Source organism: Escherichia sp. MOD1-EC6021, assembly GCF_002965245.1.
Classification (GTDB): domain Bacteria; phylum Pseudomonadota; class Gammaproteobacteria; order Enterobacterales; family Enterobacteriaceae; genus Escherichia; species Escherichia coli_F.
The window spans coordinates 187,551-204,554 of record NZ_PTRU01000007.1; the positions used below are offsets into that span (position 1 = coordinate 187,551).

Annotated in this window: 20 protein-coding genes and 1 tRNA gene; 8 read left to right on the plus strand and 13 right to left on the minus strand. The window is 50.5% G+C overall.

Features of this window, described 5'->3' with window-relative positions:
- Window positions 1-93: 93 nt before the first annotated feature.
- From BEB54_RS10925 to aspA, 6 genes are all read right to left on the minus strand, one after another.
- A tRNA-Phe gene (locus BEB54_RS10925) sits at window positions 94-169 on the minus strand.
- A gap of 106 nt (window positions 170-275) precedes the next feature.
- Window positions 276-851, minus strand: coding sequence for a transcriptional regulator (locus BEB54_RS10930; protein ID WP_001317578.1), 576 nt, complete (start codon window positions 849-851; stop codon window positions 276-278).
- 36 nt (window positions 852-887) lie between these two features.
- Window positions 888-2,585, minus strand: a complete 1,698-nt coding sequence (gene dsbD, locus BEB54_RS10935; protein WP_105277357.1) for a protein-disulfide reductase DsbD — start codon at window positions 2,583-2,585, stop codon at window positions 888-890.
- Complete coding sequence (cutA, locus tag BEB54_RS10940; protein WP_000883400.1) at window positions 2,561-2,899, minus strand: divalent cation tolerance protein CutA; 339 nt, start codon at window positions 2,897-2,899, stop codon at window positions 2,561-2,563. The genes dsbD and cutA overlap by 25 nt, the downstream gene beginning before the upstream one ends.
- A 114-nt stretch (window positions 2,900-3,013) precedes the next feature.
- Window positions 3,014-4,315 carry an anaerobic C4-dicarboxylate transporter DcuA gene (dcuA, locus tag BEB54_RS10945; protein WP_000961959.1) on the minus strand — a complete coding sequence of 434 codons (1,302 nt, stop codon included), beginning with the start codon at window positions 4,313-4,315 and terminating at the stop codon, window positions 3,014-3,016.
- 117 nt (window positions 4,316-4,432) lie between these two features.
- Complete coding sequence (gene aspA / locus BEB54_RS10950) at window positions 4,433-5,869, minus strand: aspartate ammonia-lyase (RefSeq protein ID WP_000069437.1); 1,437 nt, start codon at window positions 5,867-5,869, stop codon at window positions 4,433-4,435.
- Between the two features lie 336 nt (window positions 5,870-6,205).
- Between aspA and BEB54_RS10955 the strand changes: the two genes are divergently transcribed.
- Entirely contained in the window at window positions 6,206-6,682 is a 477-nt protein-coding gene (locus tag BEB54_RS10955; RefSeq protein WP_001267448.1) for an FxsA family protein, read from the plus strand.
- Window positions 6,683-6,697: 15 nt separating this feature from the next.
- Here the strand turns inward: BEB54_RS10955 and yjeH are convergent, their stop codons facing one another.
- Complete coding sequence (gene yjeH / locus BEB54_RS10960) at window positions 6,698-7,954, minus strand: L-methionine/branched-chain amino acid transporter (protein ID WP_088541571.1); 1,257 nt, start codon at window positions 7,952-7,954, stop codon at window positions 6,698-6,700.
- A gap of 275 nt (window positions 7,955-8,229) precedes the next feature.
- Here yjeH and BEB54_RS10965 point away from each other — a divergent pair, with 275 nt between their 5' ends.
- The 3 genes from BEB54_RS10965 to BEB54_RS10975 all read left to right on the plus strand — a co-directional run bounded on the left by BEB54_RS10965 (window position 8,230) and on the right by BEB54_RS10975 (window position 10,704).
- Window positions 8,230-8,523 carry a co-chaperone GroES gene (locus tag BEB54_RS10965; protein ID WP_001026276.1) on the plus strand — a complete coding sequence of 98 codons (294 nt, stop codon included), beginning with the start codon at window positions 8,230-8,232 and terminating at the stop codon, window positions 8,521-8,523.
- 43 nt (window positions 8,524-8,566) lie between these two features.
- Window positions 8,567-10,213, plus strand: coding sequence for a chaperonin GroEL (gene groL / locus BEB54_RS10970; RefSeq protein ID WP_000729117.1), 1,647 nt, complete (start codon window positions 8,567-8,569; stop codon window positions 10,211-10,213).
- 137 nt (window positions 10,214-10,350) lie between these two features.
- Window positions 10,351-10,704, plus strand: a complete 354-nt coding sequence (locus tag BEB54_RS10975; RefSeq protein ID WP_000558209.1) for a DUF4156 domain-containing protein — start codon at window positions 10,351-10,353, stop codon at window positions 10,702-10,704.
- 49 nt (window positions 10,705-10,753) lie between these two features.
- On the opposite strand, the gene BEB54_RS10980 is transcribed toward BEB54_RS10975, so the two are convergent.
- Window positions 10,754-11,623, minus strand: a complete 870-nt coding sequence (locus BEB54_RS10980; protein WP_032185732.1) for a YjeJ family protein — start codon at window positions 11,621-11,623, stop codon at window positions 10,754-10,756.
- A 234-nt stretch (window positions 11,624-11,857) separates the two neighbouring features.
- Window positions 11,858-12,886 carry an EF-P beta-lysylation protein EpmB gene (gene epmB, locus BEB54_RS10985; protein ID WP_000940518.1) on the minus strand — a complete coding sequence of 343 codons (1,029 nt, stop codon included), beginning with the start codon at window positions 12,884-12,886 and terminating at the stop codon, window positions 11,858-11,860.
- A gap of 41 nt (window positions 12,887-12,927) precedes the next feature.
- On the opposite strand from epmB, the gene efp reads away from it, so the two are divergent.
- From efp to sugE, 4 genes are all read left to right on the plus strand, one after another.
- The gene (gene efp, locus BEB54_RS10990; RefSeq protein WP_000257278.1) at window positions 12,928-13,494 is read left to right on the plus strand and encodes an elongation factor P; all 567 of its coding nucleotides are present in this window, start codon (window positions 12,928-12,930) and stop codon (window positions 13,492-13,494) included.
- 51 nt (window positions 13,495-13,545) lie between these two features.
- Window positions 13,546-13,671, plus strand: a complete 126-nt coding sequence (ecnA, locus tag BEB54_RS10995; RefSeq protein ID WP_000977757.1) for a lipoprotein antitoxin entericidin A — start codon at window positions 13,546-13,548, stop codon at window positions 13,669-13,671.
- Between the two features lie 110 nt (window positions 13,672-13,781).
- Window positions 13,782-13,928: a lipoprotein toxin entericidin B gene (gene ecnB / locus BEB54_RS11000; RefSeq protein WP_000239596.1), complete on the plus strand. Its 147-nt coding sequence runs from the start codon at window positions 13,782-13,784 to the stop codon at window positions 13,926-13,928.
- A gap of 174 nt (window positions 13,929-14,102) precedes the next feature.
- Window positions 14,103-14,420 carry a quaternary ammonium compound efflux SMR transporter SugE gene (gene sugE / locus BEB54_RS11005; RefSeq protein WP_000118482.1) on the plus strand — a complete coding sequence of 106 codons (318 nt, stop codon included), beginning with the start codon at window positions 14,103-14,105 and terminating at the stop codon, window positions 14,418-14,420.
- Here sugE and blc read toward each other — a convergent pair.
- The 4 genes from blc to frdC all read right to left on the minus strand — a co-directional run bounded on the left by blc (window position 14,417) and on the right by frdC (window position 17,000).
- Window positions 14,417-14,950, minus strand: a complete 534-nt coding sequence (blc, locus tag BEB54_RS11010; RefSeq protein ID WP_001238369.1) for a lipocalin Blc — start codon at window positions 14,948-14,950, stop codon at window positions 14,417-14,419. The two genes, sugE and blc, sit on opposite strands and share 4 nt — an antisense overlap.
- Window positions 14,951-15,038: 88 nt before the next feature.
- A complete protein-coding gene (locus tag BEB54_RS11015) occupies window positions 15,039-16,172 on the minus strand; it encodes a BlaEC family class C beta-lactamase (protein WP_105277359.1) in 1,134 nt (377 codons plus the stop codon).
- A 62-nt stretch (window positions 16,173-16,234) separates the two neighbouring features.
- Window positions 16,235-16,594, minus strand: a complete 360-nt coding sequence (gene frdD, locus BEB54_RS11020) for a fumarate reductase subunit FrdD (RefSeq protein WP_000609663.1) — start codon at window positions 16,592-16,594, stop codon at window positions 16,235-16,237.
- A gap of 10 nt (window positions 16,595-16,604) precedes the next feature.
- The gene (gene frdC / locus BEB54_RS11025; protein WP_000208757.1) at window positions 16,605-17,000 is read right to left on the minus strand and encodes a fumarate reductase subunit FrdC; all 396 of its coding nucleotides are present in this window, start codon (window positions 16,998-17,000) and stop codon (window positions 16,605-16,607) included.
- Window positions 17,001-17,004 lie beyond the last annotated feature (4 nt).

Genomic DNA, 17,004 nt, shown 5'->3' on the forward strand with positions numbered 1-17,004 from the left:
GATTGTTAGAAATGATTTGAAGGCAGAACGCTTAAATCACATGGCGTCCTGAAACGAAAAACGGACCTCCGTGGAGGTCCGTTTATATGAATTTGGTGCCCGGACTCGGAATCGAACCAAGGACACGGGGATTTTCAATCCCCTGCTCTACCGACTGAGCTATCCGGGCAACGGGGCGCATTAAACCGTAATCTGCACATCTCGTCAACCTAATTTCAGTAAAAGCGATTCAACTGCTTAAGATTGCGGCAAATCGCTTCTTTTCTGTGTTTCTGTCAGGTCAGTGCGCCACCCTGGCGGCAGCGAGCGAAGCGCAGGATATCTTCTGCCAGCCGATGTGCGGTGTCGACATCCGCGTGGCTACGATTCACCAGCATTCGGCTTAAACAGCCTTCCAGCACCAGTTCCATCTGCTTTGCTACCATCGCCGGATCGTCAACTTCCAGCGTGGTTAACAGTTCGTGGGTGAAATCGTAGGCCGCGCTTTTTTGCTGATCGGCCAGTTGATGAATAGGGTGGCCAGGATCGGGATAAAACGTACAGGCAGCGATAAACAGACAGCCCGGATAGCGGTTGTTTTTAACGCACTCCGATAGCGCCTGATAACGCGCCAGCAGCTTTTGTTCGGCGGTTTGCGTTTCGTCCAGCATCAGCTGACGACGCCAGACATCTATCTGTTGGCTAAGATAGCGCAGCGCATCATAGAGGATTGCCTCTTTGTCTGGCCAGAAGCGGCGTAGCTCGTCCAGTGGATAATCCACACGTTCAGCAACCATCTCCAGCGTGGTGTTGGCAATCCCTTGTAATTCTAATAATTTCAGGGCTTCTCCCAGTACATCTTCACGTTGCACGCTATTTTCCTCCGTCTTTCCCACTGCAAGTGTCGTTCACGGTTGGCGGTCGCGCAAATGTGCGCTGAAGGTTTCAGCATCCATAAAGCCCGTGACGCGTGCTTGCGGATGCTCCTGGCCTTGTCCGTCAAAAAAGAGAATTGTCGGTAGGCCAAGGACATTAAGATGCTTTAACAGCGCCACATCTTGGGCGTCGTTGGCAGTGACGTTGGCCTGAAGTAATACCGTGTCTGCTAACGCTTTTTGCACCTGCGGGTCGCTGAAGGTGTATTTCTCAAACTCTTTACAGGCGACGCACCAGTCGGCATAGAGATCTAACATCACTGGTTTGCCTTTGGCTTCAACGAGCGCCTGATTTAACTCATCTACCGTTTTGATTTGTGTAAAGTTGAGATGCGTCTGAGTTTGCGCGGTATGCGTCGCACCAAATGCCCAATCCTGAAGTGGGCGCACGCTAACCAATGCTGCTGCCAGCAGAATTATTTGCACTACGCTCATCCAGCCGCGTTTGGCCTGTAGGCTGGTGATAAAGGCCCAGCCAAAGAATGCGACACCAAGCGCCGACCACAAGCGTAATCCCCATATATCACCAATCACTCGCTCCAGCAGGAAGACCGGCAGTGCGAGGATCACAAAACCAAACGCGGTTTTGACTTGTTCCATCCACGGGCCGCTTTTCGGCAGCAAGCGGTTACCAAAGACGGTAATTAGCATCAGCGGCAGGCCCATGCCCAACGCATAGAGATAAAGCGTGCCGCCGCCCAGCCACATGTTCCCGCTTTGGGCGATATACAGCAGAATCGCGCTAAGCGGTGCGGTGGTGCATGGTGAACAGATCAGTCCGGCAATCGCCCCCATAACAAACACACCGCCAGGTGAGCCGCCCTGTTGGCGATTGCTCATCAGCGTGAGGCGCGTTTGCAGCGAAGAGGGGAGTTGCAGGGTAAACAAGCCAAACATTGACATCGCCAGCAAGGTAAAGACGATAGCGAGGCCAATGAGCACGTATGGGTGCTGTAGCGCCGCCTGGAACTGTAACCCTGCGGCGGCAACCACCAGACCCAGCGCCGTATAGGTCAGCGCCATCCCCTGCACATAAATAAAGGTCAGCATCAATGCTCTGGCAGTGGAGAGCCGCTGTTTACCGCCCAGCACGATGCCGGATATCAGTGGGTACATCGGCAGTACACATGGCGTAAAGGCGATACCAATACCGATCAACAACGCCCAGAGCGCGGAAAAGGGCAATTGTGCGGCGGGCTGCTCTTGCTGCGGAACAGACACAAGCTGTGACGCTGCGTTGTTGGCGACCACTTCGCTTAACGGAACGGTTTTGGTTTCTGGCGGATAACAGAAGCCGGCATCAGCGCAGCCCTGGTAGGTCACCGTTAACGTCGCTCCTGCACTCGCCTGGTTGATGGTTATGGGAAGTGTCAGCCGATCGCGGTAAATCTCGCTTTTGCCGTAAAACTCATCTTCATGCCAGACGCCTTGCGGCAGCTGCACGTCGGCAATTTTCGCGTGTTCCGGCGTAATGCGGACCTGTTTACGGTAGAGGTAGTAACCGTCTTTGATCTGCCAGGTCAGATTCAGGTCATGTTGGTTTTGCTGAAAATCAAAAGCAAAGGCTTGATCCGCGGGGACAAATTGTGAACGTCCCGGCGCGTCGAATAATCCGGCAAAAACGGAAGTGCTGCAAAGTAGCAGGATCAGCGTAAAGATGCGTTGAGCCATGAGAGGTAATCTGTGTCTCCGTGTGTAACAGGTAAAACCAGAAGTTCCGGGGTTTGATATGGATGATGAGACTTCAGGCATTCCAGCAGTGCCTGCTGGTGAGATACGGTAGTTTTTAAAATCATCTGCACTTCGTATTCTTGCTCCAGCTTACCTTCCCAGTAATAGAGAGAGGTAGCGCCGGGGATCAAGGTCGCGCAGGCCGCCAGTTTTTCCGCCAGCACTTTGGCGGCTAAATCCTGGGCTGTCGCTTCATCCGGTGCCGTACATAGCACCACGACAGACGCGGTATTCGAACTTTTTTCATCAAGCATAAACACCTCGCAAGAACAGATGGAACCGCAAGAGAGAGGTCACTATACAACGGACGGGGGAAGGATGTTAGTCGGCGGGAAAGAAAGCGGGGCCTGAAGCCCCGCGATTGGTCATTACAGCATGAAGCTACCCAGCACGAAGCCGAAGCAAACGGCCAGGGCAACACCCAGAGTACCCGGGATGAAGAACGGATGGTTGAAGACGAATTTACCGATACGGGTAGTACCCGTGTCATCCATCTGTACCGCAGCAACCAGCGTCGGGTAAGTCGGCAGAATGAACAGACCAGACACCGCAGCGAAAGAAGCAACAGCGGTCAGCGGAGAAACGTTCAGTGCCAGAGCCATCGGCATCAGTGCTTTTGCGGTTGCAGCCTGAGAGTACAGCAGAGCAGAAGCAAAGAAGAAGATGACGGCCAGCAGCCACGGATGACCCTGAATCACTTCACCAGCGGTATCTTTGATCCAGTCGATGTTGTTGGAAACGAAAGTATCGCCCAGCCACGCAACACCCAGGATACAAATACAGGCGCTCATACCTGCTTTGAAGGTGCTGGAGTTGAGGATGTTGTCGGTATCGACTTTACAGATAACGGTGGTCAGAGTTGCAACGCTGAGCATGATGATCAGGATTGCGTTGGTGGTGTTCATCAGCGGTTTTTCAACCAGACCCATGCTTGGGCTGTTGATGATTGCATAGATAACAACGCCAACTACGCCCAGCAGGAACAGCCAGACGGACGTTTTTGCACCGGATTTGATTTCAATCTGCTTTTCACCGCGCAGTTCAACCAGGCCCTCTTCCAGACGCTTGCGATAAATCGGATCGTCAGAGAGTTTGGAGTTGAACAGCATAGTGACCAGGAAGGACATCACCAGAACCGCCAGCAGGGTGGACGGGATGACCACGGAGAGCAGATGGAGGTAGCTGATGCCATGACCTTCCATCACGGAAGACATGTAAACCACTGCTGCTGAGATTGGCGATGCGGTGATCGCAATCTGCGCGGATACCACTGCAGTAGACAGCGGACGGCAAGGTTTAACGCCTTGTTCCTTCGCAACTTCAGCGATAACAGGCAGTGTCGCCAGAGAGATGTTGCCAGTACCAGCAAAGATAGTCAGGAAATAGGTCACGATCGGTGCGAGGATCGTGATGTATTTCGGGTTACGGCGCAGCAGCTTTTCTGTCTGATGAACCAGATAGTCCAGACCGCCAGCAACCTGCATGGCAGAAATAGCGGCGATAACCGCCATGATAATGGAAATGACATCGAACGGGATGTTACCGGGTTTAACGCCAATAGCGGCAAGAACCAGCACCCCCAATCCGCCTGCAAAACCAATACCTATTCCCCCCAATCTGGCGCCCAAGAAGATCGCCAGCAAAACTATGATGAGTTCTACAACTAGCATATTAGCCTTCCTTGTTTTTTAACAAGTTGATATTAGATTGTTATTTTTAAGTTACTGCTCACAAGAAAAAAGGCACGTCATCTGACGTGCCTTCTCTATTTGTACTACCCTGTACGATTACTGTTCGCTTTCATCAGTATAGCGTTTTGCTTTGTAAGCCGGGTGCATCAGATTCTGTACGGAGAAAATATCGTCAAGTTCCGCTTCAGTCAACAGACCGCGTTCCAGAACGACTTCACGTACACTCTTACCGGTTTCGGCACAGATTTTACCCACGATGTCACCGTTGTGGTGACCGATGAACGGGTTCAGGTAAGTAACGATACCGATAGAGTTGTAAACGTAACCTTCGCACACTTCTTTGTTAGCAGTGATGCCGTTAATGCATTTTTCCAGCAGGTTGTAGCAAGCGTTGGTCAGAATGTGAACGGATTCGAACATAGCCTGGCCAATGACCGGCTCCATAACGTTCAACTGCAGCTGACCTGCTTCTGCTGCCATGGTAACAGTGGTGTCGTTACCGATGACTTTGAAGCATACCTGGTTAACCACTTCCGGAACAACCGGGTTTACTTTAGCTGGCATGATGGAAGAGCCCGCCTGCAGTTCCGGCAGGTTGATCTCGTTCAGGCCGGCACGTGGACCAGAAGAGAGTAAGCGCAGGTCGTTACAGATTTTGGACATCTTCACAGCCAGGCGTTTCAGCGCGCCGTGAACCATAACATAAGCGCCGCAGTCAGAGGTCGCTTCGATCAGGTCTTCAGCCGGTACGCATGGGAAGCCAGTGACTTCAGCCAGTTTTTTCACTGCCAGCGGAGAGTACTCTTTCGGCGTGTTCAGACCAGTACCGATTGCTGTTGCGCCAAGGTTAACTTCCAGCAGCAGTTCAGCGGTACGTTGGATATTTTTCACTTCTTCTTTCAGCAGGATGCTGAAAGCGCGGAATTCCTGACCGAGGGTCATCGGTACTGCGTCCTGCAGCTGGGTACGACCCATTTTCAGGATGTCCTGGAATTCGACAGCTTTACGTTCAAAGCCTTCACGCAGTTGGTTAATCGCATCTACCAGCTTAATCAGGGAAGAGTAAACTGCGATACGGAAACCGGTCGGGTAGGCGTCGTTAGTGGACTGACATTTGTTAACATGGTCGTTCGGGTTCAGGTACTGATATTCACCTTTCTGGTGACCCATCAGTTCCAGACCGATATTGGCCAGCACTTCGTTGGTGTTCATGTTTACGGAAGTACCTGCGCCGCCCTGGTAGACGTCTACCGGGAACTGATCCATGCATTTTCCGTTGTTCAGGACTTCATCACATGCGGCAATGATGGCATTCGCTACACTTTTAGGAATGGTTTGCAGCTCTTTGTTTGCCATAGCTGCGGCTTTTTTAACCATTACCATACCGCGAACAAATTCAGGAATATCACTGATTTTGTTGTTGCTGATATAGAAGTTTTCAATCGCTCTCAGAGTGTGAACACCATAGTAGGCATCAGCTGGAACTTCCCTGGTACCCAACAGATCTTCTTCGATACGAATGTTGTTTGACATGTGAACCTTCTTTTTCAAGCTGCCAATGATTTGCTTTAAACACACAGAATATATGTGGTTTCGAATGTTTTTCGACCGACGATTATCCCCTGCATCGACCGAATACCCGAGATCATATGCTGCTTGAGGATTTCTACCGTAATCTGGATCACTTTAAGTGTCGGTTTTTACCCCTTAATTATTAATTTGTGAAATAGATCACCGCTTTGGGATTACTACCAAAAATAGTTGCGCAAACATCTTGAAATTTTGCTGATGACCACAATATAAGCTGAACGCGATTCGCAACCCATTCAGGTAGCCGGGTTTAACCGGCTGCTATTACAGGAGAAACCTTTGCGCTGGTTACCTTTTATTGCCATTTTCCTTTATGTCTATATTGAGATTTCAATCTTTATTCAGGTTGCCCATGTATTGGGGGTATTGCTGACCCTCGTGCTGGTTATATTCACGTCAGTTATCGGTATGTCACTGGTACGTAACCAGGGCTTTAAGAATTTCGTGCTGATGCAGCAAAAAATGGCGGCAGGTGAAAACCCAGCGGCGGAGATGATTAAAAGTGTTTCGCTGATCATTGCCGGTTTGCTGCTTTTATTACCGGGCTTTTTCACCGACTTCCTCGGTCTTCTGCTTTTATTACCGCCGGTGCAAAAGCATCTGACAGTGAAGTTGATGCCGCATTTGCGCTTTTCTCGCATGCCAGGCGGCGGTTTTAGCGCCGGGACCGGTGGCGGTAATACTTTTGATGGTGAGTACCAGCGAAAGGATGATGAGCGCGACCGCCTTGATCATAAAGACGATCGCCAGGATTAATGCCGAAACGCCGGATTATGTGGTTATGCCATTTTCCGGCGTTTTTCGTTTTGGCAGAAACAGCCATAACCCCGCCAGCATGATCAGCGCATAGAGACTTTTCCAGCCGACCATTGCCAGTAACAGAACGCATAACAGCCCGCCAACCACCGCCAGTAGCCGATAACGTCCTTGCAATAATTTACAGCCTGCCAGCATGCATAACAGATAAATCATAATAAAGATGCCATTGGCATAAATAATAAGTGCGTCCAGATTGATCTCTAAAGCATGAATCACCAACGTGCTCACCACGCAGCAGCCGAGCACCGCATTGAGGGCATTATTCGGGATATGACGAGAAGAGAGGCGTGCCAGGTAGTGGTCAGGATTATGTTGCGCCTGCGACCAGACCAGGCGGGCGAAGCTCTGTATATAAATGTTGAGACTGGCAAAGCAGGCCAGATAGCCAATCACGCAGGCAATCCATAACGCTCCTACACCGAACAGTTGCACTACAATTTTTGGAAGCGATGCTGCTGCCGCCATTTGTTCACCATAGGCGTCGAAGTGTAAGACGACTACCGTACAGCCCCAGTAGACTAATCCTGCCAGCAGCAGACCAATCATCAAAGCACGAGGAAAATCACGCTCTGGATTTTTAAATTCCGAGGCAAGATGGGCAAATGCTTCCAGACCGACAAAGCACCAGAACATCACTGATAACGCAGCAAATAACCCGGTAAGTTCGATATTACTAGGTGCAGGGAAGGGGATATTCGCAGGTTTGATATCGCCCGCCCACCAGATAGCGACAATCAGCGCGACGATAAGTCCGGCAATAACTGTTTGTAGATTAGCACTGGAACTGGCACCGCGAGTACCGATATACCACACCAGCGCCAGCGTACCGAGTTCTGCTAACAACAGTTGCCAGCTATGCCAGCCAAACATCGCCTGGCCGAACCCGGCAGCAATTTGTAGCGCGGCAGGCAAACCCACGGGAATGACCGATAAAAATAACCAGCCGGTGACTCGCTCAAGCCGCGAACCAAACGCCATACCGACGAAGTGTGCGACGCCGCCTGCACTGGGATAGTGGCGACCCAGAATCGCAAACACAATTGCAATCGGGAACACTAAGATAATCAAAACGGGCCACGCCCACAGGCTGGTATTGCCTGCTACCAGTGCAGCTAACGCAGGAACGGCAAACACGCCAGTGCCTAATAATGACGTCGATAGCAGGCCGATGCCCTGGGCCAGCCCCAGTTCTTGTTTGAGTCCACTCATGGGTTGATGTCCGATTGCGCCCAAATCTTGGGCAACTGCGTAGATTTTCGATGGTAGCACAATCAGATTCGCTTATGACGGCGATGAATAAATTGCGATGAAATGTGAGGTGAATCAGTGTTTTCACCCGATTTTGTGCTGATCAGAATTTTTTTTCATTTTCCCCCTTGAAGGGGCGAAGCCTCACCCCCATTTCTCTGGTCACCAGCCGGGAAACCACGTAAGGTCCGGCGTCACCCATAACAGATACGGACTTTCTCAAAGGAGAGTTATCAATGAATATTCGTCCATTGCATGATCGCGTGATCGTCAAGCGTAAAGAAGTTGAAACTAAATCTGCTGGCGGCATCGTTCTGACCGGCTCTGCAGCGGCTAAATCTACCCGTGGCGAAGTGCTGGCTGTCGGCAATGGCCGTATCCTTGAAAATGGCGAAGTGAAGCCGCTGGACGTGAAAGTTGGCGACATCGTTATTTTCAACGATGGCTACGGTGTGAAATCTGAGAAGATCGACAATGAAGAAGTGTTGATCATGTCCGAAAGCGACATTCTGGCAATTGTTGAAGCGTAATCCGCGCACGACACTGAACATACGAATTTAAGGAATAAAGATAATGGCAGCTAAAGACGTAAAATTCGGTAACGACGCTCGTGTGAAAATGCTGCGCGGCGTAAACGTACTGGCAGATGCAGTGAAAGTTACCCTCGGTCCGAAAGGCCGTAACGTAGTTCTGGATAAATCTTTCGGTGCACCGACCATCACCAAAGATGGTGTTTCCGTTGCTCGTGAAATCGAACTGGAAGACAAGTTCGAAAACATGGGTGCGCAGATGGTGAAAGAAGTTGCCTCTAAAGCGAACGACGCTGCAGGCGACGGTACCACCACCGCAACCGTACTGGCTCAGGCTATCATCACTGAAGGCCTGAAAGCTGTTGCTGCGGGCATGAACCCGATGGACCTGAAACGTGGTATCGACAAAGCTGTTACCGCTGCAGTTGAAGAACTGAAAGCGCTGTCCGTACCGTGCTCTGACTCTAAAGCGATTGCTCAGGTTGGTACCATCTCCGCTAACTCCGACGAAACCGTAGGTAAACTGATCGCTGAAGCGATGGACAAAGTCGGTAAAGAAGGCGTTATCACCGTTGAAGACGGTACCGGTCTGCAGGATGAACTGGATGTGGTTGAAGGTATGCAGTTCGACCGTGGCTACCTGTCTCCTTACTTCATCAACAAGCCGGAAACTGGCGCAGTAGAACTGGAAAGCCCGTTCATCCTGCTGGCTGACAAGAAAATCTCCAACATCCGTGAAATGCTGCCGGTTCTGGAAGCCGTTGCAAAAGCAGGTAAACCGCTGCTGATCATCGCTGAAGATGTTGAAGGCGAAGCGCTGGCAACTCTGGTTGTTAACACCATGCGTGGCATCGTGAAAGTTGCTGCGGTTAAAGCTCCGGGCTTCGGCGATCGTCGTAAAGCTATGCTGCAGGATATCGCAACCCTGACTGGCGGTACCGTGATCTCTGAAGAGATCGGTATGGAGCTGGAAAAAGCAACCCTGGAAGACCTGGGTCAGGCTAAACGTGTTGTGATCAACAAAGACACCACCACTATCATTGATGGCGTGGGTGAAGAAGCTGCAATCCAGGGCCGTGTTGCTCAGATCCGTCAGCAGATTGAAGAAGCAACTTCTGACTACGACCGTGAAAAACTGCAGGAGCGCGTAGCGAAACTGGCAGGCGGCGTTGCAGTTATCAAAGTTGGTGCTGCTACCGAAGTTGAAATGAAAGAGAAAAAAGCACGCGTTGAAGACGCCCTGCACGCGACCCGTGCTGCGGTAGAAGAAGGCGTGGTTGCTGGTGGTGGTGTTGCGCTGATCCGCGTAGCGTCTAAACTGGCAGACCTGCGTGGTCAGAACGAAGACCAGAACGTAGGTATCAAAGTTGCACTGCGTGCAATGGAAGCTCCGCTGCGTCAGATCGTCCTGAACTGCGGCGAAGAACCGTCTGTTGTTGCTAACACCGTTAAAGGCGGCGACGGCAACTACGGTTACAACGCAGCAACCGAAGAATACGGCAACATGATCGACATGGGTATCCTGGACCCAACCAAAGTAACCCGCTCTGCTCTGCAGTACGCGGCTTCTGTGGCTGGTCTGATGATCACCACCGAGTGCATGGTTACCGACCTGCCGAAAAACGATGCAGCTGACTTAGGCGCTGCTGGCGGTATGGGCGGCATGGGTGGCATGGGCGGCATGATGTAATTGCCCTGCACCTCGCAGAAATAAACAAACCCCCGGGCAGAAATGTCTGGGGGTTTTTCTTTTGGTCATCTTTCTAGTATAAGATTCAGACACGGACGACGCGAGTGGCGTCCAGCTCATTGATTATGGGGAATAACATGCACGTAAAATACTTAGCAGGGATTGTCGGTGCCGCGCTACTGATGGCGGGTTGTAGCTCCAGCAACGAATTGAGTGCTGCCGGTCAGAGTGTACGCATTGTGGACGAGCAGCCAGGCGCAGAGTGCCAGCTGATTGGTACTGCGACAGGTAAGCAAAGTAACTGGCTTTCCGGGCAACACGGTGAAGAAGGCGGTTCTATGCGTGGTGCGGCAAACGATCTGCGCAACCAGGCAGCGGCAATGGGTGGTAACGTGATTTATGGTATCAGCAGCCCGTCGCAGGGAATGTTGTCCAGTTTTGTCCCGACGGATAGCCAGATTATCGGCCAGGTATATAAGTGCCCGAATTGATGTGATTCAGAGGCTGGATGACTCCAGCCTCGCATTAGCAAAGATGAGATTATTTCGCTTGTGGTGCACTTTTGCTGATGGACTGAACACGTAAGTGATGCAGCGCGCGTAAGCATTGATCCTGGGTTAGCGGTTGGGTGTTATTTGCCGCTACGGTGCGAACATAGACCTGACATGGCACACCCGCGAGTTTTTTCAGTCTGGGGCTGAAATCAAGCATTCGGCGAGTGATCGCCTCCACTTCTTTACCCGGCGTTGCTTCACGCGTTTTCACCACCGCGCCGCTAAATTGCTCTTTGCCATTTTCATCTTTAAAGCGATAAAGCACTGCCAGATAATGGTTGAACAAGTTATGTTTCCATTCCGGTTGGGAATAGGTGTCATATTCCAGATTGCCATTGTCCTGGCAGTCAACGTCGTATAACGGCAGGAAATCTAAGAGTGATGTAATACGTAATGCCAGTTCGCGCATTTCCGCATTATTAATTGCATGAATGATTGCTCGCGCCAGCATTTCAATCTGCAACTCATTGACGACTAACTCACATTTGCTACCGTCATGTAACGTTAATACGAAGCTAAGATTTTCGCCCTGATTATCGGTAAGTTCCAGCATATTAACTCGGCGATTAATATCGGCATTTTTAAGCTCATCAACCAGAATTTCTGGGATATTTTCTGCCATTTTCTTAATAACTTTATCGCGAGTCTGCTCATACTGAAGACGTGCATCAGCATCCAGTTTATGCTTTTGATGCAGACGGCTTTCCAGCGCAATCAGCAGGTCGCGCAGTTCCATGACAGACATAAAGAACAACGATTCTTTATTGCGAGGCTCTTTAATTTTCAGCGCCAGTGCAATGAAATTATTACTCTTGCGAATAACACCGGTATTAACTCCCTTGATGCTTATGGCCATGTAGGTTCTCCCTAACCATTTCTCAATTAAATAATTAATTTTAATTTATAAGCCAGATAAATGGGCTTGGTAGTAATAGTTGTTAAAATAACATAAATAGCCGTGCTCACTCTATATAAACAGAAAAGAAAGGTTAATTATTGGTGTTGGTTATATAAAAAGTAATAACAGCAATATATATGAATAATTAAAGGTTATGCAACGTGCAAAGATTAAACTTCCCTGTTTAATCAGTTACTGCTGGCGTAGCTGGAGATCCAGCGGCGTTTTACTGGGTTCGCCGCCAATCTCGCGCGCCAGTTTCGGCACCATATATCCAGATACCAGCGTCAGCAGCTCACGCATAATCTGCCGTGCTTCGTCATCACTCACCATAAAATGCGCCGCGCCCTGTACTTTATCGAGCACATGCAGGTAATACGGCATCACGCCCGCATCGAACAACGCATTACTCAGGTTTGCCAGCGTTTGTGCGTTATCGTTCACACCACGTAACAGAACGCTCTGGTTCAGCAAAGTAACGCCTACCCGGCGCAACTTAGCCATCGCCTGGCGGAATGTTTCATCTACCTCATTGGCATGGTTGATGTGATTCACCAGCAAGATTTGCAGCGTAGAATGTGAAAAGCGTTCAACCAGCGCATCTGTGATGCGTGCCGGGATCACAATCGGCAGACGGCTGTGAATCCGCAGACGTTTGATATGCGGGATGGCTTCCAGTTGTGTAAGCAACCAGTCCAGCTCGTGATCTTTCGCCATCAGCGGATCGCCGCCGGAGAAAATCATCTCGTCCAGTTCCGGATGCGCAGCAACATACTCAAGTGCAGTCTGCCAGTTACGCTTGTTGCCCTGATTTTCGGCATACGGGAAATGGCGACGGAAGCAATAGCGGCAATTTACCGCGCAGCCGCCTTTGACCAGCAAAAGCGCCCGGTTGTGGTATTTATGCAACAAACCTGGCACTACGCTGTGCTGTTCTTCCAGCGGGTCGGTGGAGAATCCGGGCGCGACGACAAACTCATCTTGCGAGGTAAGTACCTGACGCAAAAGTGGATCGTCCGGATTGCCTTTCTCCATGCGATCGATAAATGAGCGGGGCACACGCAGGGCAAACAGCTTTTTGGCGCTGCGTCCGGCCAACAGTTTTTCGTCCGCGTCTATATTCAAAAGACGCAGAAGTTCATCAGGATCGGTCACAACATCGGCAAGTTGCGTTAACCAATCTTCTCTGGATGGGGTATTTAGGGTTACAATATGCGCCATTTTGTGGCTTAGCTACCAATTAACAAATTTCAGAGGGCCTTATGGCAACGTACTATAGCAACGATTTTCGTGCTGGTCTTAAAATCATGTTAGACGGCGAACCTTACGCGGTTGAAGCGAGTGAATTCGTAAAACCGGGTAAAGGCCAGGCATTTGCTCGCGTTAAACTGCGTCGTCTGCTGACCGGTACTCGCGTAGAAAAAACCTTCAAATCTACTGATTCCGCTGAAGGCGCTGATGTTGTCGATATGAACCTGACTTACCTGTACAACGACGGTGAGTTCTGGCACTTCATGAACAACGAAACTTTCGAGCAGCTGTCTGCTGATGCAAAAGCAATTGGCGACAACGCCAAATGGTTGCTGGATCAGGCAGAGTGTATCGTAACTCTGTGGAATGGTCAGCCGATCTCCGTTACTCCGCCGAACTTCGTTGAACTGGAAATCGTGGATACCGATCCGGGCCTGAAAGGTGATACCGCAGGTACTGGCGGCAAACCGGCTACCCTGTCTACTGGCGCTGTGGTTAAAGTTCCGCTGTTCGTACAAATCGGCGAAGTCATCAAAGTGGATACCCGCTCTGGTGAATACGTCTCTCGCGTGAAGTAATGCGGTGGTGGTGCGGCCTGCAGGCTGCACCATCACTTATTCAGGTCAGAGATGATGAAACGCCTTATCGTTCTTGTTTTGCTTGCCAGCACGCTGCTCACGGGCTGTAACACTGCTCGCGGTTTCGGTGAAGATATCAAACATCTCGGCAACTCCATCTCCCGCGCTGCCAGCTAATTTTTCTTCTCTTCCGAAAAATCATCAGATTTCCATCATTTTTGGCGATGTTGTCTATTATTAATTTGCTATAGGCAAACATAAATAACATTACCTAAAAGGAAGACGTTATGGTGAAGAAGACAATTGCAGCGATCTTTTCTGTTCTGGTGCTTTCAACAGTATTAACTGCTTGCAACACCACGCGTGGCGTTGGTGAAGATATCTCTGATGGCGGTAACGCGATTTCTGGTGCAGCAACAAAAGCACAGCAATAAGCAATAACGGTACGACAGCTGTGTCGTGCCGTTTGTTTTTTTGCGATAGTCATTAAGGTAATAGTTGAAATTCCCCTGCCACCTGGCAAAATACCCGTTCAACCATTAGCTTTGCAGGACGACCTGCAAACGCATCTTTTCACCGGGGACGGCCCCAATTCTCCGGAGCCTGATATGTCCTGGATTATCTTAGTTATTGCTGGTCTGCTGGAAGTGGTATGGGCCGTTGGCCTGAAATATACCCACGGCTTTAGTCGTTTGACGCCAAGTGTTATTACCGTGACGGCGATGATTGTCAGTATGGCGTTACTTGCCTGGGCGATGAAATCGTTACCGGTGGGGACGGCTTATGCTGTGTGGACGGGGATTGGCGCAGTCGGCGCGGCTATCACCGGCATTGTGCTGCTCGGTGAGTCCGCTAATCCGATGCGCCTGGCGAGTCTGGCGTTAATCGTATTGGGGATTATTGGCCTGAAACTTAGCACTCACTAACTACCGGGCTGCTGTACCCAAATAAACTTACTGACATCAAACCCTTCCCGGGTCGCGACTGCCAGCATCTCCTGTTTCACTTCGTCAGAAATGGTTGGCGTGCGGGAGAGTATCCACAGGTAGTCGCGGTCCGGGCCGCAAACCAGCGCATGGCGGTATTCCCGATCGAGTGCAATAACGTTATAACCGCCATAGAAAGGACCAAAGAATGACACTTTCAGCGCAGCGCGGGTAGGCGCGCCGGTAAAGTACGCTTTCCCTTCACTCTGCTGCCACATTTCTCTGTCAGGGTTATAGCCTTTATTAATGACATTCAGGCCGCCGTCATCTCGTAGGCTGTATGTTGCGGTGACTTTTTCCAGTCCACGTTCAAAGCGGTGATCAAAACGGGCAATCTCATACCAGGTACCGAGATAGCGTTTAGCGTCGAAATTATTCACTACTGTCACGCCACGCGGCGGCGTAGGAGAACTGCAGGCAACGACCAGGAATGCAGCTGTCGCTGCGGCAACGAGAGGGAGCAGGCGCATAAATGTTTCCTTACTGGTTTTTTTCTAAGTGTAGATGACAGCAAGGAAAAGCGGAGAAAAGGTCCGAAAATTCGGACCCGATGAAATTTTACTGTAGAGCGTTGAGAATCTGCCAGGCGGCGGCAACTCTCGCTGGATTGGGATAGTTTTTGTTAGCCAGCATCACAATGCCCAGCTCTTTTTCTGGAATAAACGCGACATAGCTACCAAATCCGCCGGTCGCCCCTGTTTTATGTACCCATGATGCGCGTACTGCAGGAGTTGGGGGCGTAATCGCTTTTACGGGGCGTGCTGCCAGTGCAATTTTATTGTCACTGCCGTTAATGATGATGTCAGGATTTACCGGCCAGTCCAGCATTTCCCAGCCCAGGCCCTGATACATATCGCCGGTTTGCCAGTAGCGAGATTGTGCCAGTTGTATCCCTTGTTGAAGCGTTTTCTCAGTGATATCAAGGGGTTTTAAATTGCTTTGCACCCAGCGGGCCATATCTTCAATGGTCGACTTCACACCATAAGCTTCAGCGTCTAATGCCCCTGGCGAAACATGCACTGCCTTACCTTCGCGATATCCCCAGGCGTAATGCTTTTCTTCTGCGGGCGGCACATTAATCCACGTATGGTTGAGTTTGAGAGGCTGGAAGACACGAGTTTGCATCGCCTGCTCAAAACTTAAACCAGACGGCTTCACAGCCAGTGCGCCGAACAAACCGATACTGGCGTTGGCATACAAACGTTGTGTTCCTGAAGCCCATTCAGGCTGCCAGTTTTGATAGAAGCGCAGCAAGTCGCTTGAGGATTTAACGTCATCCGGCACCTGCAATGGCAGGCCGCCAGCGGTGTAGGTCGCAAGATGTAATAGTGTGATCCCATTCCACTGTTTAGCGGTAAGTTCAGGCCAGTATTTTGTCGCGGGATCGCTTAACTTGATTTCCCCTCGTGCAATAGCATCGCCACCAAGCACGCCCGTAAATGTTTTGCTGACCGAACCTAACTCAAACAACGTTTGCTGTGTGACGGGCTGCTTTTTGGCGATGTCCGCATAGCCCCAGGTAAAGTAATAAGGTTTACCCTGATAAATTACCGCCACCGCCATACCGGGGATCTTTTGTTGCTCTATAAGCGGGGTAATTGTGCGATGCACAATCTCGTTGAGCTGTTGCGGGGCGGAAAGAGCGGAGCAAGAGGCGGTAATTAATAAGGCGCAGAGCGTCGTTTTGAACATAGGGTCTGGTTTCCATACAAAACGGCCCGCCATAGGCGGGCCGGATTTACATTGGCGATGCGTTAGATTGTAACGACACCAATCAGTGTGACAACTGTCAGGATAGCAGCCAGACCGTAGAAAACCCATTTGCCCGCAGGTACGTGGATTTTCAGATCGTGCATCGCGTGGTGCATACGGTGTAAACCACACCACAGCGGCAGAACGATCATCAGGAACAGGAATACGCGACCAATGAAGCTCTGCGCGAACGCCAGAACGCGCTCGTAGCTCAGTGCGTCACCCGGAAACAGCCCCAGTGGCAGCAGAATACCCACCAGCAGGATCATCACCGGCGCAATAATTGCGCTCCACATACCACCGGCCCCGAAGAGGCCCCAGAATACCGGTTCGTCAGAACGCTTTGGATTTGGATTAATCATCTCAGGCTCCTTACCAGTACAGGGCAACAAACAGGATTACGATGGTGGCAACCACGGTTACCGCCCAGAGACTTTTGATAATTGGCTCTGGTCCCATTTTTTCGTCTTTTACAATGATATTGGCCGCTTTCGGTGCCAGCTCAAACCAGGTTTTGGTGTGCAGCAGAGCTGCTGCCAGAGTGATCAGGTTAATGATCACGATAACCGGGTTTTGTAAAAAGTCGACGAATCCCGCCCAGGCTTCCGGGCCATTTTTCAAGGCAAACAGCCCGAAAATCAGTTCAATGCTGAACCACACAGCCGGAACTGCCGTGCCTTCGCGCAGCATGTAAAAGCGATAAAACGGCAATTTTTTCCACCAGGTGGACGTCATTGGCCGTACATACGGTTTACGTTTAGTCGTCATGTTG